General features: G+C 66.1%; 19 protein-coding genes. 7 read left to right on the top strand and 12 right to left on the bottom strand.

Annotation, left to right across the window (positions count from 1 at the left end; translation table 11 throughout):
* Window positions 1-311: 311 nt before the first annotated feature.
* From G503_RS0106925 to G503_RS0106905, 5 genes are all read left to right on the top strand, one after another.
* Window positions 312-686, top strand: a complete 375-nt coding sequence (locus tag G503_RS0106925; protein ID WP_028027009.1) for a GntR family transcriptional regulator — start codon at window positions 312-314, stop codon at window positions 684-686.
* A 36-nt stretch (window positions 687-722) separates the two neighbouring features.
* Window positions 723-1607, top strand: a complete 885-nt coding sequence (locus G503_RS0106920) for an ABC transporter ATP-binding protein (protein WP_028027008.1) — start codon at window positions 723-725, stop codon at window positions 1605-1607.
* Window positions 1604-2308 carry an ABC-2 transporter permease gene (locus G503_RS0106915; RefSeq protein ID WP_028027007.1) on the top strand — a complete coding sequence of 235 codons (705 nt, stop codon included), beginning with the start codon at window positions 1604-1606 and terminating at the stop codon, window positions 2306-2308. Before G503_RS0106920 ends, G503_RS0106915 begins: the two co-directional genes overlap by 4 nt.
* A 425-nt stretch (window positions 2309-2733) precedes the next feature.
* Window positions 2734-3270 (top strand): MarR family winged helix-turn-helix transcriptional regulator, encoded by a 537-nt coding sequence (locus tag G503_RS15625; RefSeq protein ID WP_051191018.1) that lies wholly within the window; start codon window positions 2734-2736, stop codon window positions 3268-3270.
* Window positions 3271-3536: 266 nt separating this feature from the next.
* The gene (locus tag G503_RS0106905) at window positions 3537-4895 is read left to right on the top strand and encodes an MATE family efflux transporter (protein ID WP_028027006.1); all 1359 of its coding nucleotides are present in this window, start codon (window positions 3537-3539) and stop codon (window positions 4893-4895) included.
* Between the two features lie 68 nt (window positions 4896-4963).
* Here G503_RS0106905 and G503_RS0106900 read toward each other — a convergent pair whose 3' ends face one another.
* The 9 genes from G503_RS0106900 to G503_RS0106860 all read right to left on the bottom strand — a co-directional run bounded on the left by G503_RS0106900 (window position 4964) and on the right by G503_RS0106860 (window position 14806).
* Window positions 4964-8038 carry an ABC transporter permease gene (locus tag G503_RS0106900; RefSeq protein ID WP_028027005.1) on the bottom strand — a complete coding sequence of 1025 codons (3075 nt, stop codon included), beginning with the start codon at window positions 8036-8038 and terminating at the stop codon, window positions 4964-4966.
* Entirely contained in the window at window positions 8035-8718 is a 684-nt protein-coding gene (locus G503_RS0106895; protein WP_028027004.1) for an ABC transporter ATP-binding protein, read from the bottom strand. The genes G503_RS0106900 and G503_RS0106895 overlap by 4 nt, the downstream gene beginning before the upstream one ends.
* Before the next feature lie 161 nt (window positions 8719-8879).
* Window positions 8880-9992, bottom strand: a complete 1113-nt coding sequence (locus G503_RS0106890) for a sensor histidine kinase (RefSeq protein WP_028027003.1) — start codon at window positions 9990-9992, stop codon at window positions 8880-8882.
* 1 nt (window position 9993) lies between these two features.
* Window positions 9994-10665: a response regulator transcription factor gene (locus G503_RS0106885; protein ID WP_035022230.1), complete on the bottom strand. Its 672-nt coding sequence runs from the start codon at window positions 10663-10665 to the stop codon at window positions 9994-9996.
* A 97-nt stretch (window positions 10666-10762) separates the two neighbouring features.
* On the bottom strand, window positions 10763-12211 hold the full coding sequence (locus G503_RS16745) for a bifunctional phosphopantothenoylcysteine decarboxylase/phosphopantothenate synthase (RefSeq protein WP_051191017.1): 1449 nt from the start codon (window positions 12209-12211) through the stop codon (window positions 10763-10765).
* 33 nt (window positions 12212-12244) lie between these two features.
* Window positions 12245-12514, bottom strand: a complete 270-nt coding sequence (locus G503_RS0106875; protein ID WP_028027000.1) for a hypothetical protein — start codon at window positions 12512-12514, stop codon at window positions 12245-12247.
* Window positions 12507-12779, bottom strand: coding sequence for a type II toxin-antitoxin system Phd/YefM family antitoxin (locus G503_RS15620; RefSeq protein WP_051191015.1), 273 nt, complete (start codon window positions 12777-12779; stop codon window positions 12507-12509). Before G503_RS15620 ends, G503_RS0106875 begins: the two co-directional genes overlap by 8 nt.
* Window positions 12780-12969: 190 nt before the next feature.
* Window positions 12970-13890, bottom strand: a complete 921-nt coding sequence (locus G503_RS14185; protein ID WP_035022227.1) for a 3-phosphoglycerate dehydrogenase — start codon at window positions 13888-13890, stop codon at window positions 12970-12972.
* 280 nt (window positions 13891-14170) lie between these two features.
* Window positions 14171-14806 carry a TetR/AcrR family transcriptional regulator gene (locus G503_RS0106860; protein ID WP_035022268.1) on the bottom strand — a complete coding sequence of 212 codons (636 nt, stop codon included), beginning with the start codon at window positions 14804-14806 and terminating at the stop codon, window positions 14171-14173.
* Between the two features lie 248 nt (window positions 14807-15054).
* Here G503_RS0106860 and G503_RS0106855 point away from each other — a divergent pair, with 248 nt between their 5' ends.
* A complete protein-coding gene (locus G503_RS0106855) occupies window positions 15055-15495 on the top strand; it encodes an IS1096 element passenger TnpR family protein (protein ID WP_028026998.1) in 441 nt (146 codons plus the stop codon).
* Window positions 15496-15537: 42 nt separating this feature from the next.
* Here G503_RS0106855 and G503_RS0106850 read toward each other — a convergent pair whose 3' ends face one another.
* On the bottom strand, window positions 15538-16398 hold the full coding sequence (locus tag G503_RS0106850; RefSeq protein WP_028026997.1) for a hypothetical protein: 861 nt from the start codon (window positions 16396-16398) through the stop codon (window positions 15538-15540).
* Between the two features lie 10 nt (window positions 16399-16408).
* A complete protein-coding gene (locus G503_RS0106845; RefSeq protein ID WP_156891955.1) occupies window positions 16409-17104 on the bottom strand; it encodes a SanA/YdcF family protein in 696 nt (231 codons plus the stop codon).
* Between the two features lie 208 nt (window positions 17105-17312).
* On the opposite strand from G503_RS0106845, the gene G503_RS0106840 reads away from it, so the two are divergent.
* Window positions 17313-20057 (top strand): PAS domain-containing hybrid sensor histidine kinase/response regulator, encoded by a 2745-nt coding sequence (locus G503_RS0106840; protein WP_028026995.1) that lies wholly within the window; start codon window positions 17313-17315, stop codon window positions 20055-20057.
* A gap of 28 nt (window positions 20058-20085) precedes the next feature.
* Here G503_RS0106840 and G503_RS0106835 read toward each other — a convergent pair whose 3' ends face one another.
* Complete coding sequence (locus G503_RS0106835) at window positions 20086-21588, bottom strand: helix-turn-helix transcriptional regulator (RefSeq protein ID WP_028026994.1); 1503 nt, start codon at window positions 21586-21588, stop codon at window positions 20086-20088.

The following is a 21588-nucleotide window of genomic DNA, read 5'->3' as shown; positions in this document are numbered from 1 at the left end:
CGCATTTTCGAATGCCCTACCAGACCCGAAGCGTACCCCACCTGCGGTCAAGCCGCTCCTCTCACGCATGCTAGCAAAATCTGCCCATTGTGCTTGACTAGTGTGTATAGGTATGTATATACTGTGCTTGTAGGGTATATACACTATTCACGCCCTCGCCGGTGAAGGGACGCCGACAGCGGGGAGGGCCGACCGAGAGGCGCAAGCTCGCTCGCATCGACCAAGCCGCGGCATCCCACAGAAACGAGTCGCGGAAGCCGCATCACGACAGGACGATGCCGCGCAAGCGAGCGCCTCGCGAAAGAGGACCTTTGGACATCATCATAGCGAACGGAAGCAGCGAGCCCATCTACGGGCAGATCGCACGCCAGATCAAGGGGGCCATCATGGCCGGTGAACTGGCCGAAGGCGACCCGCTGCCCTCCATCCGCGCCCTGGCCAACGATTTGCGCATCAGCGTCATCACCACCAAGCGGGCCTACGCGGAGCTGGAGGAGGCGGGCTTCATCGACACGGTGCAGGGCAAAGGTTCCTTCGTTGCCGGCGGTAACCTGGAGCTTCTGCGCGAGGAGCGCCTCCGGCAAGTGGAGGCCCACCTCGCCCGCGCCGTGGCCGAGGCGACCGCAGCCGGCATCGGCTCCGCCGATTTGCACGCCATGCTGAACCTGCTGCTGGAAGAAGACTGACCCGCGGGGCGCAGCGGCCCCGCACGAGGAGACATCATGACCAACCTCATCGATATAGAGAACCTGGGGAAGCGCTACGGCGACTTCGTCCTCACCGGTGTGAACCTGGCCGTGGAGCCGGGCACCGTCGTGGGATTTATCGGCTCCAACGGCGCCGGCAAGACCACCACATTGAAGGCGGCTTTGGGACTCATCACCGCCGACGAGGGCACCGTGCGCCTGTTCGGACAGGTCGCCGCACCCGGCTCGGCGGCCGTCGAGGAGCTAAAGAGCCGTATCGGCGTGGTGCTGGATACCTGCGCCTTCCCGAGCACCTGCCGCGTGGGAGACATCGCGTCCATCGGGCGCGTCGCCTATGCCACGTGGGACGATGCCCGCTGGAACGAGCTTACGGCCCTCTTCCAACTGGCGCCCAAAAAGAAGGTGGCCGACCTGTCCCGCGGCATGGGCATGAAGCTGAGCCTCGCCTTCGCCCTGGCCCACCATCCCGAGCTGCTCGTGCTGGACGAGGCCACGGCAGGGCTCGATCCCATCGCCCGCGACGAGGTGCTCGACATCCTGCGCGACTTCATGGCCACCGGCGAGCGCGGCATCCTCATGTCCACCCACATCACCTCCGATCTGGAGAAGATCGCCGATGAGATCGTCTGCGTTGACAACGGCCGCATCATGTTCGCGGCCCCGAAAGATGTCCTCACCGACGAGGCGGGCGTGGCCCGCTGCCGCGCCGCCGACGTGGCGGCCGTGCTGGAAGCCGGTTTCTTCGCCCCGGGCACGGCCCGCGTCCTGCGCCACGACTACGGCTGCGACCTGCTCGTGCCCGACCGCTTCGCCTTCGGACGCGCCTTCCCCGACATTCCCGTGGACAAGGCCACCATCGAAGACTACATGACCCTGACCCTGAAGGGAGAATCCCGATGAAGACCATGATCGTTTCCGACTTCGCCACCCTGCGGCCCACACTCGTCCAGCTGGTCGGCATCTGCACCGTCGTCGCCCTGTTCATGGGCTACGCCACGGGCGCGGTGGCAAGCGGGGCCGCCGCCGTGGCCGCCATGACACCGTTCATGCTGCTGTTCTCGCTCGCCGCTATCGACGAGCAGGGCGGTTGGGAGCGCTTCCGCCTCACCCTGCCCGTCACGCGTCGCCAGGTGGTATTCGGCCGCTACGCCACCTTGGGAATCATCGCTGTGGCCACCATCGCCTTCGCCCTGGCACTGTCCTTCGCCACCCTGGCCGTGCTGAGCCTGCTGCCGGCCCCCGTCGTTCCCGCGGGGCTCGCGCCAGCCGAGAACCCGCCGGCGGCCATCATCGGCGGCGTGGTCGGCGGCGTGTGCGTCATCATGGTGGGCATGGCGGTGGCGCTGCCCCTTATCATGCGCTTCGGTATGACCAAGGCCACGCGCCTCGTGCCCGCCGTGGTCGTGATCTTCCTGGCCCTGGGCGTGGGCTTCTTCGGCGAGGGCATCCAGCCAGCCGGTGCTCTGGCCGACTTCATGCAGTGGCTCGACACCGGCAGCAACTATCTCGTGGCCGCTGCGCTCATGGTGGCAGCCGCAGCCGTCATCTACGGCGCGAGCGCCCTTGTCGCCGCCAAGCTCTACGAGCAGCGCACATTCTAAAGGCCCAGCGCTTCGACTAGAGCAGTAACTGGTACTGGCGTGACGACTGCCGCCTTTCCCCGCTTCGGGCGGCGCCTCTGTCCCAGGACGTCCCCAAGCGCACCCCTTCCCGCGCAATCCCGCCGCTCCCTCGCCTTCGAAAGCGACAGAAATGACGCTTGGGCGAGGGCTGCACGGCTGAAACAGCCCCACGAACGACAGAAATGACGGTTGAGCGAGGTCGGAGCCCCTCTGGCCTCGCTCAACCGTCATTTCTGTCGCTGGAGAACACGATTGGAGAGCAACCGCAGGCCCCTTCCGATCGGACCATCGGCCGCCGTGCTTTTGAAAACCCTGTGAATTCCTCCTATTGGTCTGATTTCGGACTATACTATCGCCTCAATAGTCCGAAATCAGACCAACCAGCAACGAAGCACCGAGGAAATATGAGCACCGCACGCACTGCGGCAAGCGCCGCGCCAATCGCACATACCATCCCGACCGCAGATCCCGCCGCAGCCACCGCGGCCCACTCCGCCGCGAACCCACAAGCCCTGGAGACCATCCGCGCCATTGACGACTTCTACCGGCGCGCCGACGAGCTGTACCGCCAGGCCGCTTGGCGCATGGGCCTGGCCGACTGCGCCTTCGACATTCTGTACGCGCTTGTGGAAGAGGACGGCCTCACCCAGAAGCAGCTGTGCGAGCGCGGGTTCTCGTCCAAACAGACGGTGCATTCCTCCATCAAGCGCCTCGTGGCCAACGACCTGGTGGCCCTGCGTGGCAACTCGCCCCGCACCACGGGCGTCTACCTCACCGAGCGCGGCCGCGCCGAGTACGAGGGCCACATCCGCGCTGTGCTGGCTGCGGAATGCGAGGCCGTGGACATCTTCACCCCCGAGGAGCAGCGCCAGCTGACCGCGGCCATGGAACGCTACATCAACGCCCTCGACCGGAAGTTGGCCGCCCTCACCTTCCGTTAGCGGCGCGCGCCCCTCGCCAACACTCGTCCGCCACGCAGGCCGGCCGTCCTCGGCCCGCGATGTCGCCCTTCGCCTAGGCACCGTCGCCGACCGCATCGGTCGCCCTCGCGCCGCACGAGGGGCCGGCCGGGCCGAAAACGGCCGCGCAGCACTCCCGCCAACGGATTCGCCGCCAGAGCGCCGGCCCGAGCGCCCGATCCGCGCCCCGCCCGCCGGCCCTGGCACCCCCTCTCCCGCACCATCGCACTACTCTGAAAGGTTTTCCCATGTCCGTGGATATGTCCAAGCACTTCTCCACCAGCGCGCTCATCAAGTTCACGCTGCCCACCATCGCCATGATGATCTTCACCTCGTGCTACACCATCGTGGACGGGTTTTTCGTGTCCAACTTCGCGGGCAAGACGGCCCTTGCCGCCGTGAACCTGATCTTTCCCGCTGTGATGATTTTGGCCTCGGTGGGCATGATGGTCGGCACCGGCGGCAGCGCACTTGTGGCCAAGACCTTGGGCGAGGGCAACCGCGCCCGGGCCCGGCGCCACTTCTCGCTGCTCGTCATCTTCGCCTTTGCCGTGGGCTCGGTGCTCGCCATCGGCGGCTGGTTCTTCATGGAGCCCACCGCGCACCTTCTGGGCGCCACCGGGCAGATGGCCGCCCAGGCCACGCTCTACGGCCGCATGATGATGATCTCCATGCCGTTCTTCATCTTGCAGTACGCCTTCCAGAGCTTCTTCGTCACGGCGGGCAAGCCCAACTACGGCTTCTACGTCATCGTGGCGGCCGGCGTGGCGAACATCCTGCTCGACCTGCTGTTCGTCGGCGTGTTCGGCTGGGGGCTCGTCGGCGCGGCGCTGGCCACCAACATCGGCGAGCTCATCGGCGGCGGCGTGCCGCTCGTGTACTTCGCCCGCAAGCGCTCTACGCACCTGTACTTCGTGCGGCCGCATCTGCGCTGGCCTGTCATCGGGAAGGCCTGCCTGAACGGGTCGTCGGAGATGGTCACCAACATCGCCATGAGCCTCGTGGGCATCCTGTTCAACTGGCAGCTTCTGCGCTTCATCGGCGAGGACGGCGTGGCGGCCTACGGCGTCATCATGTACACGGCCATGATCTTCTCCGCCGTGTTCATGGGCTACGCGATCGGCTCGTCGCCCCTCATGAGCTTCCAGTTCGGCGCGCAGAACCACGCCGAGATGCGCTCGCTTCTGTGGAAGAGCCTGGGGCTCATCGCCGTGGCCAGCGTCATCATGTTCCTGCTCGGCCAGTGGCTCGCCGGCCCCCTCGCGGCCATCTTCGTCAGCTACGACGCCGCCCTGCTAGAGCTGACGACGACGGCCTATAAGCTCTACGCGCTCTGCTACCTGTTCATGGGATTCGCCATTTACGCCTCGGCCTTCTTCACGGCGCTCAACAACGGGCTCGTCTCGGCGACCATCTCGTTTCTGCGCACGCTCGTATTTCAGGTGGCAGCCGTCATCGCGCTGCCCCTGGCCTTCGGCATCGACGGCATCTGGCTCGCCGTCACCGTGGGCGACGCGCTCACCTGCCTGGTGGCCGCCCTCTTCATGATCGCGCTCTCCGGCCGCTACGGCTACCGCAAGCGAGGAGAGAAGCCGGCAGCAGCATAGGGGCAGCTGCCGGCTCGGGGCCCGGGCGGCACGCTCGCGGCTGCCGCCCGCATAGCCGCAATGGACTCCTACACGCTGTCCATGCGCAGGGCCTCCACGACGTTGTCGGCCTTGCAGCGGTGCATGCCGTAGGCCACCGAAATGCCCACGGCCGCCGCGGTCATGGCGAAGGCCAGGGCCACGTAGGCCCAGGGCACCATGAAGGAAAGGCCCGACAGTGAGCCGGACACCGCCACCCACAGCAGCCAGGACACCAAAAGCGACAGCAGCACGCCCGGCACGAGGCCTCGAGCGCACCAGGCCACGCACTCGTCCACGATCATGGCGCGGAACTGGCGGTTGGAAAGCCCCACCGACCGCATGACGGCGAACTCGCGGCGGCGCAGGATGAGCCCGTTGGTCACCGTGTTGAACACATTGGCCATGGCGATGAGCGCCAGAATCACCGTGAACAGCAGGCAGAACACGTTGACGACCATGGCCAGCGTCTGGTTGCTGGCAACATCACCCGCATAGTCGTTCATGGCGAGGAACGCCACCTCGAAGGGAGCCTCGTCGTGGAAGAAGGTGCCCGCCGCGTTCACCAAGTCGTCCCCCACCTCGCCCGAACGGCCCTCTGGCGCGTCGAAGGAGGCGCGGAAGGTGGGGTCGATGATACCGAGGCTGTGGGTGGCCGCCAGGGACATGGGCACAATGAGCTGCACCGATTCTCCGTACATGCCCACCAGCTCGGGAGCCTCGTTCAGCACAGCGACAACCTCTACAGGGGTCGTGGCCGTCTCCACATCGGCCGGATCGAGGTTGCGCGTCATCCCGCCGTCAGCCCCATTAGGCTCGAACACGTAGGGCACAAAGCCGAAGCCCGCGCCGTTCGCGCCGTCTGCCTCATAGGCCACGGCGAACCCGGACACGACCTCGCCCTCGTAGAGGCCGGCTGTCAGCGCCTGCACCGTGCCCGTAGCCGTAAGCACGTCGAGCAGCTCGTACACGGCGCCGTTGTTCCCATAGGCCTTCCCCACCCCCAGGGCCCGCGGCTCAGTCGGGTCGCGGAAGTCGGCGGGATTCAGCCCCGCGTCGGCAACGCAGCGGTCGAACGCCGCGTCTTCCAAGTACACCACCGATCCCATCACGGCAAAGGAGCCGTCGGCCATCTGCCCCCCGTGCAGGGCCCCATCGGCCTTGAAGGCATCGCCGACCATGGCCTCGGGCACGATAAGGGGCACGCCCCCATCCAGACGCCAGCCCACCGGCTCGGCATCCGGCGTCGTCTTCAGCACCTCCCAGGCCTTTCCGTAGACCGTGGCCTCTTCGGCGAAGCGGGCGTTACGGGCCTCGACCACGGCCTCCAAGGTGAGGGGCCCGTCATCGGCCAGGGCAGCCGGGTTCGCATCAGCAGCGCCAGCGTCCGCGCCCTCGGCTCCGGGCGCATTGCCAGCCGCGTCCGCGCCCTCGGCCCCATCCCCGCCCGGTGCCGTATCGTCCGAAAACATCGCCACCACGCCCACATCGCCCGCATCGACCGGGCCGCCGGCCACCTTCGTCAGCGTCCCCAAAAACGTGGACAACGATCCGGCCGTCATGAGCAGCACGATGGCCAGGGCCAGCGACACTGAAGCAGCCATGCCCTTCGACGCGCCACGCTTCTCGTTGATGCGCGCCAGAAGGCCGCCCATGCCGAACACGCGCCCGGCGATGCCGCGGCCGCGCCACAGCTTGGCCGGGTTGGCCGCCCGCGCCGCTCGCGCCGCCCCGCGTTTGGAAGCCCGGGCCGACTGGTTGCCGCGCAGCGCATCGATGACGTTCACCCGGCTCGCCCGCCAAGCGGGCACGAACACGCTGAACAGCACTGTGGCCACCGTGAGGCCGGCCGCCACCGCCAGAGCCCACGGCGCCACCGACAGGTTGAAGCCCACCTCGGCCGCGCCGAAGATCGTGGCCAGCGACGGGCCGAGGGCCGCAAAGGTCACCGTACAGCCGCCGATGCCCACCACAAGCCCCAGCGGCACGCCGATGGCCGCCACGATAAGCGCCTCCAGCGCCACGGCCCGACGCAGCTGCCGGCGCGAGGCCCCCACCGAGGCCAAAAGCCCGAACTGGCCGGTGCGCTCGGCCACGGAAATGGCGAAGGCGTTGTAGATGAGCGACACGCAGGCCACGATGATGACCACGGCCAGCACCGCCGCGATATTGAAGAACGTGTCCCAAATGGCACCGTCGGTGCGCACGCCCATATAGCGCAGAAGCCCCATGTGCAACTCGGCATAGCGGTCGGGGAAAGCCTCTTCGATGCGCTGTTCCACCGCGGCCGTGCTGCCCACGCCGGCCATGGTCACATAGGCCCGATTCAGCCCCGTCAATTCATCGTCCGGAGAATCGCAGGTGAAGGCCGTCATACCGAAGCCGTGAGAGGCGGCATAGGGAATATTGTCGTAGAATCCCACCACCGTATAGGTGCGCTCGCCCGTAACGCGCAGCTCCTCGTTGAAGATGCCGCCGTCGAGGGCGGCATCCAAATACCCTATGGACGAATCAAGCACGGTGCCCTCAGCGATCTCGTCCTCGGCAGCCTCCATCCCGCCGACGAAACCGCCGCTCGCCGGCACCTCGCCGTGGGTCATCGAGCCAGTGCGCCCCGGAGCGAGCACCGCCACGCGCTCGCCTACGGGCACCGTGATAGTGTCGCCCACCTCCACGCCGTCGCCGGCGGTGCGCCACGTATCGAAGAGCATGATCTCGCCGGCCTTCTCGGGCAAGCGCCCCTCGCTCGGCCGCAGGGAGCACAGCGTTTCGATGTCGCCCGAGAAATCCGCAAGGGGAAGATACCGGCCGAAGTAGTTCTGCTGCTGTTCGGTAAGCTCGCCGAACCCGGCGTCGCGCAGGTAGGCGACATCGTTGACCTGCCCTGCAGCCTGGGCCTCCCGCGCCTCCGAGGCCAGAGCGTCGAAGTCGTCGCCCTGCACCTCGGCCATCCAGGTGCCAGCCATGCGCGTCTCGGCTTCGTAGAGCATGGCCTGCAAGCTCGTGTAGCTGGTGAGCACCGCCGTCAGCAGCGCCGCCGCCAGTACCACACCGGCAATGGTCACCAGCGTGCGCACCTTGTTGGCCCGCAGGCTCTTGATGGTGAAGGTGGTCATGGCGTTCATCGGCGGATCCTCTCATCGCGCACGATGCGGCCGTCCTCCACGGCGATGATGCGATCGGCGGCCAGGGCGATCTCCTCGTCATGGGTGATCACCACCATGGTCTGGCCGAAGTCGCGGTTGGAGTCGCGCAACAGCTGCATGATCTCGCGGCTGTTGGCCGTGTCCAGATTGCCCGTGGGCTCATCGGCCAGCACCACGGCCGGCGCATTCATGAGGGCTCGTCCGATGGCCACGCGCTGCTGCTGACCGCCCGACAGCTGGCGCGGCAGATGTCCCTCGCGGCCGCGCAGACCCAGCCGGTCCAGCAGGCCGCCCAGACGGTCCTGGTTCACGGTGCGGCCGTCCAGAGCCACGGGCAGCGTCATGTTCTCCACCACGTTCAGCACGGGCACCAGGTTGTAGAACTGGTACACCAGGCCCACCTCGCGGCGGCGGAACACCGCCAGCTCCTCATCGCTGCGCGCGTACACATCGGCGCCGTTCAGCAGCACATGGCCCGAGGTGGGACGGTCTACCCCGCCGATGAGGTGCAGCAGGGTGGATTTCCCCGAACCCGACGACCCCACAATGGCCACGAACTCGCCCTCTTGCACGCTGAAGGACACGTCGTCCAAGGCCCGCGTGGCCGCCTCGCCCTCCCCGTAGATCTTCGTCAAGTGGCTGACGGTGAGAATATCCATACCGAATGCCTTTCTTCTCCTGATTTCCCAATCTACGGAACAGTATGGGCAAGCCCCCTTGCCGCCCCATAACGCGCCCATTACGGAAGTGTAAGCGAAAAGCACGGCGAATCGGAGGGGCCGCACGCACCCCACCACGAGGGAGCGCAGACGAGAAGCCCCTACACCACCAGCTTCGGGAAGGCGATTTCGAAGCGGGCGCCGCCCTCGGGATTGTTGGCGGCCCGCAGCGTGCCGCCCTGAGCCGAGATGAGGGCCTGGGCCAGGGAAAGGCCGATACCGAAGCCGGCGGGCTGGCGCACCTCATCGACAACAGCCGCAGCCACGGACGGGTGCGCTCCGGCAGCGCCGGTGTCCCTGCCGCCTTCCCCGCCCTGGAGGCCGTTCGCGTTCCTTGAATCTTCCGCACCCCGAGCCCCCTCGTCGCGACCGCGGTAGAAGCGCTCGAAGATGTGGGGCAGATCCTCCGCCGCGATACCGGGGCCCGTGTCGCTCACCGCCAAGGTGGTAGCCAGGGCGTCCTCCCGCACGGTCACGGTCACGGTGCCACCGGCAGGAGTGTGCTCCATGCAGTTCTTCACGATGTTCTCCAGGGCCTCGGCGCTCCACGGGGCATCGCCGACAAAGGTGGCAGCCTCATCCAGGTCGAGCACTAGGTTCACGTCGCGCAGGTCCATGGCCGTGGCCAAGGGCCCAACGGCCCGGCGGGCCACCTCGCCGGCGAGCACCTCGCGCCGCTCCACATGCATGGCGCCCGCATCCACCTTGGCAATCTTCAGCAGCGTGGTCACGAGCCACGACACCTGGTCGAGCATCCCCTCCAGCTCGCGCACGAGGCGACGGCGCTCCCGCCCGTCGTCGGTGCGCTCGATGAGGGGCAGCATGAGGCCGATGGCCGTCAGCGGCGTGCGAATCTGATGGGACACATCGGCCAGGGCATCGGCCAGGGCGTTGCGCTCGTGAGACAACTGGTCACGCGTGCGCCCCAGACGCGCGACCATCTTCGCCAGCTCGCTCGTCAGAATAGCCACGTCGCCCTCGCGGCACGTGGAGAAGTCCACCCGTCGGCCGCCGTGCAGCACCTCGTCGATCTCGGCCGCCAGGCGCATGATCTGGCGATGGCGGTACAGCGAGATGCCACAGAAAAGCCCGAGAGACACCAGCCCCATGGCCACCACCCACAGCTTCGCATCGGTCGGGGCCAGCCACGCCAGCACCGTGCAGAGGGCCGCCAGCACCGCCGCCTGGCGCAGCAGCGTAGAGAGGGAGCCCACCCTATGCCCCCACCTTGTAGCCGAGCCCGCGCACCGTCACGATGATCTGCGGATCGGACGGGTCAGCCTCCACCTTCTCGCGCAAGCGCTTGATGTACACGTTCAGGGCGTTGTCCGACACGTACTCACCGGCGCTGTCCCAAATGGCGTCGCGCAGCATCTCACGGGTAACGAGCTTGCCCTTGTGCTGCAAGAAGTAGAGGAGCAGCCGGTATTCCAGGGCCGAGAGGAACACCTCGGCGCCACCCCGGGTCACGGCGCCGGAACTCACATCCAGCCGCACATCGCCCACAGTCAGCACGTTGTCGGCGGGGCTCGCACGCCGCAGGGCCCCGCGCATGCGCGAGACCAGCTCCCGGGCGCGGAAGGGCTTGGCGATGTAGTCGACGGCCCCCATGTCCAGGCCGGCCACGGTGGAGTACTCGTCGTCGGAGGCAGTCAGGAAGATGACCGGCATGTCCGGCGCCACTTCCCGGGCGGCAGCACACACGGCGAACCCGTTGCCCTGGGCCAGAGTCACGTCCAAAAGCGCGATGTCGAAGCTCTCGGCGGCCAGGCGGCCGCAGGCCCCATCCTGGGTCGCCTCGGTAACCACCGAGAACCCCTCGTCGGCCAGCAGCTCCGACAGCGTGCGCACGATGGCGCCGTCGTCTTCCACCAAAAGCACGCGCATAATGCCCCTTTCTCGTTCGGGCACCATCATAGCGAAAGCGCCCCGGCTGCGGGACGCTTTCGCGAAAAACCTGGGGTTGCTTACGGAAGCGTAATGGCTAGGCCAGATGGGCCGCCACCACTTCCACGAGGCGACCGGCCACAGCGGCCTTGCTCATAAGGGGCAAAAGCACCTCGTCGTCGGCCGTGACCAGCCACACCTCATCGTCGTCGGTGCCGAAGGCGAGCCCATCGCCCACCTGGTTGGCCACGATCATGTCGGCGCTCTTCTTCACAAGCTTGGCGTGGGCGTTCATGAGCACGTCGTTGGTCTCGGCGGCAAAGCCCACCACGTACTGGTCGGCGCGCTTGCCCGCAGCCAGGGTAGCCAGAATGTCGGGGTTCTCCGTGAGGGGCACGTTGGCCAGGGCCGCATCGTCGCGCCCCTTCTTCAGCTTGCGATCGGCCGGATTCGCCGGACGCAGGTCGGCCACAGCCGCCGCGAAGATAGCGGCGTCGGCGGCGGGGAATGCCTCGGAGGCGGCGGCCAGCATGTCGCGGGCCGTCTTCACGGGCACTACCTCCACGCCCGCCGGCGCGGCGAGGGCCACCGGCCCCGACACGAGCACCACGCGCGCTCCGGCGGCCGCCGCGGCCTCGGCTATGGCGTAACCCATCTTGCCCGAAGAGTAGTTGGAGATGTAGCGCACCGCATCGATGGGCTCCACCGTGGGGCCCGCCGTCACGAGCACCGTGCGCCCGGCCAGGGCGCCGGCAGGCATGGCAGCCGCGCCATCGGCGACGGCACCGGGCCGAGGCGCACCCGCAACACCGGAAGTCGCGGCGTTCGCAGCAGCACAGGGCGCGGCGACGTCGTCGGGGCCGGTCGCAACCCCCTCAGGCACACCCGCCTCTTCCACGGGAGCTGCCGTCTCGCGGGCCGCGTTCACCTGATCGAGCACCGACGCGAACGGCACCTCCCCATACCGCTCGCAGGCTGCCCGCAGGGCTTCCTCGCCCACCCGCTCGGCCAGCAACGCCAGCGTTTCCCGCACGATGAGGGCCGGATCGGCCAAGCGGCCGCGCCCCACGTCGCCGCAGGCCAGATAGCCCGCATCCCCCTCGATGAAGCGCACGCCGCGCGAGCGCAGCGTGGCCATGTTCGCCTGGGTGGCCGCGGCCTCGTACATGTGCACGTTGGCCGCCGGCGCCATGGCCAGCGTCGCGGTCGTCGCCAGGGCCGTCGTGGACAGCAGATCATCGGCAATGCCGCAGGCCACCTTCGCCATCACGTTGGCCGTGCAGGGAGCGATGAGGAACACGTCGCACTCCTGGGCCAGCGAAATGTGGTGGATGGGGTCGGACGGATCGTCGAACAGCCCCACGGCCACTTTCTCGTGGGTCAGCGCCCGGAAGGTCACCGGATCCACGAAATGGGTGCCGTGCTCGGTCATGACCACCTTCACCCGCACGCCCGCCTTCTGCAGCCCGCGCACGATCTCGCAGGCCTTATAGGCCGCAATGCACCCGGTCACACCCACCAAAACACAAGGGCGCTCCATGCTCATACCAACCTCCAAAAAAACGATTTTCCCGCTATTTCAACGAGCCTGTCGCTGAAAAACAAGGGTATAGACGTACACCGTATCGAGAGCATCGAAATACTCGTAGAAAATATCGAAGGGATCGACGACCATCTTAAGGACACCTTCCCCAAACTCTACTTGGATCATCCGGGGAATATTCCGCGAGCCAATGGAGGGAACAGCCTCGATGATGTCCAAGGTGTCGTAGATTTTCTGCTCCACTCGCGCAGAGGTCACTCGGGAGAGCTCCCAGGCGAACCGCGGCGAGTAAACCATCTTAGTCATGCTGGGATCGCAGTTCGGCAACCGTCTTGCGAAGAGCCTCGGTGCCTTCGATGCCAAGACCCGACGCGATCTGCTCGCGACCTTCGAGAATGCCGCTCCGCACCAGCTCAACATAGTCAGCATCCACTTCACCGGCGGGCGCAATCACCACCCAAGGCTTCGAGTTCTTGAACACCGTCACACGCTCCCCCGTCTCGCTTACCGCCGAGGCAATGCGTGAGAAATTAGTTCGAGCCTCTGCTGCCGTAGCCGTCAACACTGTCATTGCAGCCTCCTTTACTAGACTAGAAGAAATTGTAGCCTAAATTCAAGCGTAAATATAGTGTCTCTACTCTTCTGTCACCGTTCTGGAGTCGCAAGAAGCCACAAGAAAAGGGGCAGCCCGAAGACTGCCCCAACCTCAGACCGTCAACAGACGAGAGGAAGCTCCCCGCACCGCCCGTCGTGCGAGCTCGCTACATATTCACGCAGTGGATCTTCTCGCCGCGCTCCAGGTAGGCCATGACTTCCTCCACGGCCATCTTGGCGCAGTTGTCCTCGGCCTCGGCGGTAGACGCGCCCAGGTGCGGGATGACGATGGCGCGCTCCATCTTCACCACGGCCGGGTTGGCAAAGTCGGTCACGTAGGCGGCCACCTTGCCGCTTTCCAGGGCGGCGGCCATGGCCTCATCGTCCACGAGCACGTCGCGGGAGAAGTTCAGGAACACCACGCCGTCCTTCATCTGCGCCAGGGCTTCGCCGTTGATCATCATCTTCGTGGCGGGCAGCGCCGGCACGTGGATGGTGATGAAGTCGCAGACCGGGTACAGCTTGGCCAGGTCGTCGGCGAACTCCATCGTGGGGGAAACCTTCTCATGCACGGTGATGCCGTCCATGGCCGGATCGTAGCCGATGACCTTCATGCCCAGCGCCTCGGCGGCCTGGGCCACCTTCGCACCGATGGCCCCCAGGCCGATAACGCCCAGGGTCTTGCCCATGATCTCACCGCCGGCGAACTGCTTCTTGGCCTTTTCGGCGGACTTGCCCACGTTCTCGTCGTCGGCGTTGGCGCGCACCCACTCCACACCGCCGATGATGTCGCGGCTCGCCAGCAGCATGCCCGCGAGCACGAGCTCCTTCACGGCGTTGGCGTTGGCTCCCGGTGTGTTGAACACGGCGATGCCAGCCTCGGCAAACGTATCGAGGGGGATGTTGTTCACCCCGGCGCCGGCGCGGGCCACGGCCTTCAGGTTTGCGGGAATGTCCATGGCGTGCATATCGGCGGAGCGCACCAGGATGGCGTCGGCCTCTTCCACGTTATCAGTAAGCTCGTAGCTGTCGGTGAGCAGGTCGAGGCCGACAGGAGAGATATTGTTCAGGCAGTGAATCTTGTACATGGGGCGCTCCTTCTCGCGATATCTGCGGAACCTGGTTCAAATACCACCCGCAGCATACCGCGAAACCACGCCCGTCCCGCACCGCCGCCGCACAGACGGGTTAAATGCGCACGGGGATGGCGGCTACGCGATCGAAGGAGCGCCGGCAGGCCCCCTGTCGGCCGTGGTCGGCGGGCGGGCTGAAGCCCGCCCCTACGGGGGGCGTCGCGACAGGCCCTCTCGCTGGCCGCGCCGCGCGCTGGCCGCGCACTTGTCCGGACATGTTTCGCAGGAGCGGGCTTCAGCCCGCCCGCACGGCCGAGGGGACGTTGGCGTGGTGGACGAAATCGGTGATGCGGGCAACGAACAGCGACTCGCGCTCGGTCAGGGTGCCGAGGCTCTCGCCCTCTTCCCCGATGTAGTACAGCGTAGTGGTCAGCACCATGCCCACCAGGGCCACCGACTCGAAGGAGGGATCCAGCTCGGGACGCACGGTGCCCTCGCGCTGGCCGCGCACCAGCTGGCCTTCAAGCAACGCCAGCAAACGGCGCTCGTAGCCGCGCATCACCTCCGACCAGGCGCGCCCCGGCCGCCACAGCTCGGCCACAAAGAAGCGACCGAAGGCGGCGTTCTTGAAGATCACCGAGGCGAACAGCTCCACCATGGTCACCAGGGCCTCGCGGGCCGAGGGGGCCTTAGCGGCCACCGACTCGAACGATGCGATCAAGTCCCCGATGCCCTCTACCAGGATGCTCTCGGCGATATCGGCCTTGCTGGAAAAGTGATAGTAGGCCACGCCCTTCGACACGCCGGCCTCCTCCACGATGCGATCCACCGTGGCCTCGGCATAGCCGCGCTCGGCAATGACCGCCAGGGCGGCATCCAGCAGCTGACGACGGGTGGCGTCCGCCTTGGTCGTCTTTCTCTTCTGCTGCACCACGCTGCCCTCCGTCGGCCTACCTCTTGAATCCCGTTGATTATACCGCTGTCCGCACGGGCGCATTCGCGGATGCCGCCCATCATCAATTCCCCAATTTCATGACCTATTAACTTAGCGTAAACAACCGATAACCCCTGATAACGACCGATATTTCCCCTCTTTTTCAACCCTTTATCGCCAAACGGGAAAACGAATTGCTACAATGCCGCCTGAAACATCCTCGACCAAGGCGAAAGGCATTTGCCATGGCAGCGAAGATCATACCGTTTCCCGCCGATGCTCGGCCGGCCGTGCAAGGGGCGCCTCGGATCACCGACGGCGGTGCGGCCTGGAACCTGATCGTCGAGCTTGTCCCCAGCGAACATACCCCCGCGCGCAGCGCCACCGTGCAGCCCGACGCCTCCCTGGCCGACCTGCACCGCATCCTTGCGCGCCTGTTCAGCTGGGACGCCTCCCACAATTATTTCTTCAGTTACGGCAGCTGCCGCTTCGAGGATCCCGAGCTGTTCGCCGGCCACGACCGACTGTCGGCCCAGTGCCGTAAGATCTACTCGGCCGCCGACGTGCCCGTCAGCGCCGTCCTGACCCACAAGACCGATGCCCTGTTCTACGTGTACGACCTGGTCCACACCTGGGAACTGCGCATCTCCCGCGACCATGCGGTGCCCCTCGAGCAGTTCGGCTAGACCAAAAAACGCGAAGCGACGCCCGCGGCCGGCCGCGGGCCCCTACCGCCCCTCGCGCTTCAGCGGCAGCGAGCGCCCCTGACGCTGGAAGCTGTGGCACCCGGCCATCTCGGGAGTGGCCGGCCGCACGGCGATCTTGCGGATCCGCAGTCCCAGGCGCCGCGCCTGGCTGCGGATAGCACCCCCGTAGGCGTCCACGATGCGCCCCATGCCCTCCGGATCGTCCACGAACAGCACGAGCCAGTAGTTCTTCTTGTCCTGGATCTTGCCGTCGCGCCGCGAACCGGTCTCGGTCGGCTCGCGCAGCAGCACCTCGTCCAACACCGCACCGCGCACCTGTTCCAAGAATGCCCAGGCTAGGTCGATGTCTTCGAACGCCAGGCAGGTAGCCGTCTTCACGATGTCCAGCCCGCGCGACTCGTCTTCCTCGCGCCACACCCGCGCCGAGCCCTTCCCCGCCGGCCCGGCGCCCGTCGGCCCGGCGCCAGCGCCGCCGGCCGCGCCGCCCTCGGTCAGCTCGGGAAACAGCTTGCGCTTGCGCATGTCCCACTTCGCCGGCAGAAAGCGCAGCTCGTCCACAGTCAGGCCTTCTACCTGCAGGGCCTGCAGCAACACCGCCTGCCAAGCGTCCACCTCGGTGCGGGCTGCCGGCTCGTCCAGATAGATGCCGAACACCCAGCGCTCGCGGTGCTTGTCGGGCCCCTTGCGCGGCCGCTCGTCGCGGGCGATGTAGATGCCGTTGGTGTGGGCCAGCACGAAGTGCCCCACCTCGGGCCGGGCGCGCCAGGTGCGTTCCACGGCCGCGCGGTAGCGCTCCTTGTTGCGCGAGCGCCTCAGCGCCGCGGCGGCCTCAGGCCCCAAATCGGCCACCAGCGCGCTCAATCCCGTTGCCAGACTCTGCATCGCGCCCTCCTTATGTCAAGTCGCCCGACTCGGCCAGCGACACCGCATCCCCGCCCGTGTCCACGGGCAGCTGCAGCAGCGCCGCGAAGAAGTCCTTGGTGCGCGCCATCACTTCACGCAGGCTGTAGCTCACCTGATTACGATAGGCTCCCTTGTCGGTGGGCACGCCCCACACCTCCATGCCCAGCTGGTCGGCGATAAACATGGCCCGATACAGATGATAGGCCTGGGTGGCCACCACAATGCGCTCGGCCCCGAACACGTACCGCGCACGGTACATGGAATCGTAGGTGGTTACGCCGGCGTGGTCCACGTACACGTCCTCGCTCGGCACGCCCAGCGACACGCAGTAGGCCTTCATGGCGTCGGATTCGTCGTAATGGGATGAGCGGTTGTCTCCGCTGCAGATGATGGCCCGCGCCGCCCCGGCCTTGTACAGATCCACGGCCACCTCCAGACGGTCCGCCAAAATGTCGCTCGGCCGCCCGTTGGCGTACACGCTGGCCCCCAGCACCACCACGGCATCGGCCGGCGCCTCCGCCAGCTCGTCGGCCAACTGGGGCACCGTGTGCACCTGCCCGCGCGTCGTGGCCACCGTAACTCCATTGGCCACGACCACCACCGCAAGCGCCGCAAGGACCACGCAGGCAAGGGCGCGCAGGCAGCGCACCACCGGCGAAAGACGACGGGAATGATCGCGAGCCACAGGCACCTCCCTGCACAACTTGACGGACGGAAGCGTCCACTATAGCAAATTTGGCCCCGTCCCAACCGGTCCGCGGGACGCAGACGAGAGCATTCGATGAAATGCCCAGATAAACTTGGCATTAAAGTTGGTATACTACGAAAGATAAAACGTTGCCCTTCCGTAACGTTACCGTAATCGACTCGGCACCCTTCGAAGGACGCGCGTCATGTACCATTTCCCGGTTAACATCTGCCTCGTGGGCCTTTCCGACGAGCTGGCTTCCATCGTGGAAACCACTGAGCCCTTGTTCCCGTTCTCCCACATGGTGTTCTGCGCGCCGGGGCCCGATCCCGCGGCCATCGCCCGGGCCGATGCCCTGTTCGTCGATGTCTCCGACCGCAACGCCACCGCCTGGATCACGGATGCCCTGGCCGTGAAGAAAAGCTGGGCGAAGCTGGTGGTCATCGCCAGCCATGAGCAGATGACCGAGCTGGCCGACCTGTTCGACGCCGTCGCCGACATCTGGATCGCCCCCTTGTCCGTGCAGGAATTCTCGTTCCGCTTCGGGCTGTGGCAGAAGGCCTGCCGCCGCGAGGCCGAGGCCTGGGAAACCGAGCAGTACCTGGAAGCCACCATTAATTCCATTCCCTGCCTCGTGTGGTACAAGTCGAAAGACGGCATCCACCACAAGGTGAACGACGCCTTCTGCGCCACGGTGAACAAGACCAAAGAAGACGTGCAGGGCCGCGGTCACGCCTATATTTGGGACGTGGAGGCCGACGACCCGGCCTGCATCGAATCCGAGCGCCAGGTAATGGAGTCCGAATCCACCATCGTATCCGAGGAAGTGGTGCAGACCGGCGCCGGCACCCGCCTGCTGACCACCTACAAATCGCCCCTCTACAACATCGACGGCACGGTCATGGGCACCGTGGGCGTGGCCATCGACGTCACCCAGGAGCGAGCCTACGAGACGGAGATCGTCGAGAAGAACCGCACCCTGGAAACCATCTTCACCACCATGGAATGCGGTGTCATCACCCATTCCTTCGACGGCACTCGCGTGCTCGGCATCAACCAGGCCGCCCTGAACATCTTGGGCTACCACTCCGAGGAAGAGATGGTAGACGACGGATTCGACATGGTGGCCCCTTCAGTGCTGCCCGAAGACGCCCAGCGGCTGCGCGCCAGCATCGCCACGCTGAAGAATGTCGGCGATTCCGTGAGCACCGAGTACCGCGTGCGCCACGACAACGGCGACATCCTGCACGTGCTGGGCAACGTGAAGCTCATCGAGAGCGACGGGGAGCTGCTGTTCCAGCGCTTCCTTCTGGACTACACCGACAAGAAGCTGGAAGAGGTGCAGAAGGACCGCTACCAGAAAGAGCTCATCCACGCCCTGTCGGAGGACTATCTCATCGTCTGCTCCTTCAACCTGGACACCGGCGAGGGCATCCCCCTGCGCGTCAGCGGCGACAAGATGCGCCATTTGGACGACCTGTTCACCGGCATTCTGCAGCTGGACGACTGCATCGACGCCTACCTGGCCAGCGCCGTGCACGAGGACGACCGCGCCACGCTGAAGAACACCCTCACCGTGGCGAACCTGCGGGAGGAGTTGGCCGATGCCACGCGCATCCACGTGAACTACCGCATCGCCCGCGACGAGACTGCGGAATACTGCCAGGCCACCGCCGTGCGCACCGGCGACTGGCAGGACGGCCACGACATCGTGCTGGGCTTCCGCAGCGTCGACGTACAGACCCGCGACGAGATGAAGCGCCGCGCCCTTCTGGAAGAGGCGCTCGATCGGGCGAACAAGGCGAGTGCCGCCAAGAGCGCGTTTCTGTCGAACATGTCCCACGACATCCGCACGCCCATGAACGCCATTGTCGGCTTCACCACCCTTGCCGGCAGCCGCATCGACCAGCCCGAGAAGGTACGCGAGTACCTGGACAAGATCCAGTCCTCTTCCACCCACCTGCTCAGCTTGATCAACGACATCCTGGACATGAGCCGCATCGAGAGCGGCAAGGTGTCTTTGGACGAGCAGCCCTGCAACCTGGTGGATATGCTGGAAGATCTGTACAGCATCGTGCAGGCCGAGGCCAGCGCCCGCCAGCTGTACCTCACGGTGATCACCGACGATATCCAGCACGCCAACGTGCACTGCGACAAGCTGCGCATCAATCAGATTCTGCTGAACCTGCTGGGCAACTCCCTGAAGTTCACGAAACCCGGCGGTTTCATCAAGGTGAACGTCACCGAAGTGCTCGGCGCACCGGCGGGCTACGGCCGCTACCGCTTCACGGTGTCGGACACGGGCATCGGCATGAGCGCAGAATTCGTCGACCACATCTTCGATCCCTTCGAGCGCGAGCGCACCAGCACCATCAGCGGCATCCAGGGCACGGGGCTGGGCATGTCCATCACCAAGAGCCTGGTGGACATGATGCACGGCACCATCGCCGTAGACAGCACCAAGGGCAAGGGCAGCACGTTCACCATAGAACTGATGCTGGAGCTGAATTCCTCGCGCCCCGTCGTGACACCGGCGAAGGCGCACCACCTGAAGCCCAACCACCACATGCGCGGCAGCCGCATCCTGCTGGTGGATGACAACGACCTGAACCGCGAGATCGCCATCACCCTGCTGGAGGACGAGGGCTTCACCGTGGAATACGCCGTGGACGGCCAAGAGGCCGTGAGCAAGCTGCGCGCCTCGGGCGCCGATTACTTCCAGCTGGTGCTGATGGACGTGCAGATGCCCGTGATGAACGGCTACGAGGCCACGCGCACGATCCGCCATCTGGATGACGAGCACCTGTCCCGCATCCCCATCCTGGCCATGACCGCCGACGCCTTCGAGGAAGATCGCCAGAAAGCCCTGCGCTGCGGTATGGACGGACACCTCACCAAGCCCATCGAGATGGACAAGCTCTTCGAGGCTTTGGACACCATGCTCGCCTAGGTTCGGGGCGCCCGCGGGTACCCCGAACCTATGAGCGCTCAGCCGTTTCCACCAGGTCGATCAGTTCTTGGCGCGAGTGCACTCCCGTTTTGGAGAAGATATTCCGCATATGGGTGCGCACGGTGTTCTTCGATATGACCAGCTCGTCGGCAATGTAGGCCGCGTCGCGCCCGCGAGCGAGCAGCCCCAGCACGTCGGCCTCCCGCGCCGAGAGCCCGTACTGGGCCACCACCGCCGCGCACTGCTGTGCCAGCATGGCGCCCAGCGGGGGCATCTCTTGGGACAGCCCCCGCTCGGGTGCGGCCGCGGCGCTCGCCAGCGCGAGGGCAGGCGCGGGCGCGGGCGCCAGGGGCACCACCACGGCCTGGCGTTTGGCGTTCATCACCATGGACATGCAGTAGATAGCCACGAGCGCCACCACCGACAGGGCCGCCAGCCCAATACCCACCGTGGCTTCCAACAGCCAGCCCAGAAGCGAACCCAGCTCCATGGCCCCGTACACCGTGCCCGCGAACGCGCCGTACACCAGCACCGGCGGCACACACTGGTTGCGCGCAACCCGCGAGCAGGACACCACCATAAGCGAGGACGTGACTGAGAACACCACGAACACCAGCAGCACAAACCCCTGGCGAAACGTGCCGTCGAACAGGGGCAGCAGGAGATAGATGGTGGCGGTCAGCGGAAAGATGATCTGGTAGAGCCGCGATAGCCTGATACGCTCGTACACCGTGCGCCACGCACCCAACAGCACCACCGAGGCCACCAAAAGACCCATCATGTTGGCGTTGTCGAAGGCCTGGGACACCTCGGCACTGCCGATGGCCTGGACGCGGATGAGCCCCACGACGAAAGCCGAGAACGCGATGCAGATGAGCGAGGGCCACGATTCGCGGGCCGCCCGGCGGCACCGATCAACCTGCTGGGTCGGCACCGTGTCGAAGGCCGGGTGCACCTGGGGTACGAGCCGCCGCGCCCCCAGTACGGCGGCCACGGTCAGCGGCACGAGCACCAGAAACCCGATCCACATCATGGTCACGCGCGGCAGCTGGCCTAAGGCGATGTAGACCACCGCCGACACGCCGGCCGCCGCGAACACCACGATGCCGGCGTCGTACACCTTCAGCGACGCGACCACTTCCTGCAGATAGCTGAACAGAATCCCGCTGCCGCAGCTGAGGCACACCGCGCACAGCACCAGGGCACTATGCAACCCCAGCAGCCCTGCCCCCGCAGCACCCGTCACCGCCGGCACCAGCAGAAACAGCGACAGCGCCACCAGGGGATGGCGGCCGATGCTCGCCTTGGGCCGCAGATAGGTGGCCAGGGCCACGGCGAACAAGGTCAGCGGGAAGGCCGCCCAACGCACGAAGTACTCCACGGCCAGGCCGGCCGCGGAGTCCGCCCCTTGGGGCAGCAACACCGTGTAGCCGCCCCACAGCACAATGCTCGTACACGCCAGAAAGAGCCCGTAGGCCCCCGCTACCGCCGCCAAGCCCATCCACGCGCTCGGCACACCCTTCAGCCTCAT

Source organism: Adlercreutzia mucosicola DSM 19490, assembly GCF_000422625.1.
Taxonomy (GTDB): Bacteria; Actinomycetota; Coriobacteriia; order Coriobacteriales; family Eggerthellaceae; genus Adlercreutzia; species Adlercreutzia mucosicola.
Note: the sequence above shows the minus strand (reverse complement) of the source record. Positions and strands in the feature narration are given on the sequence as shown.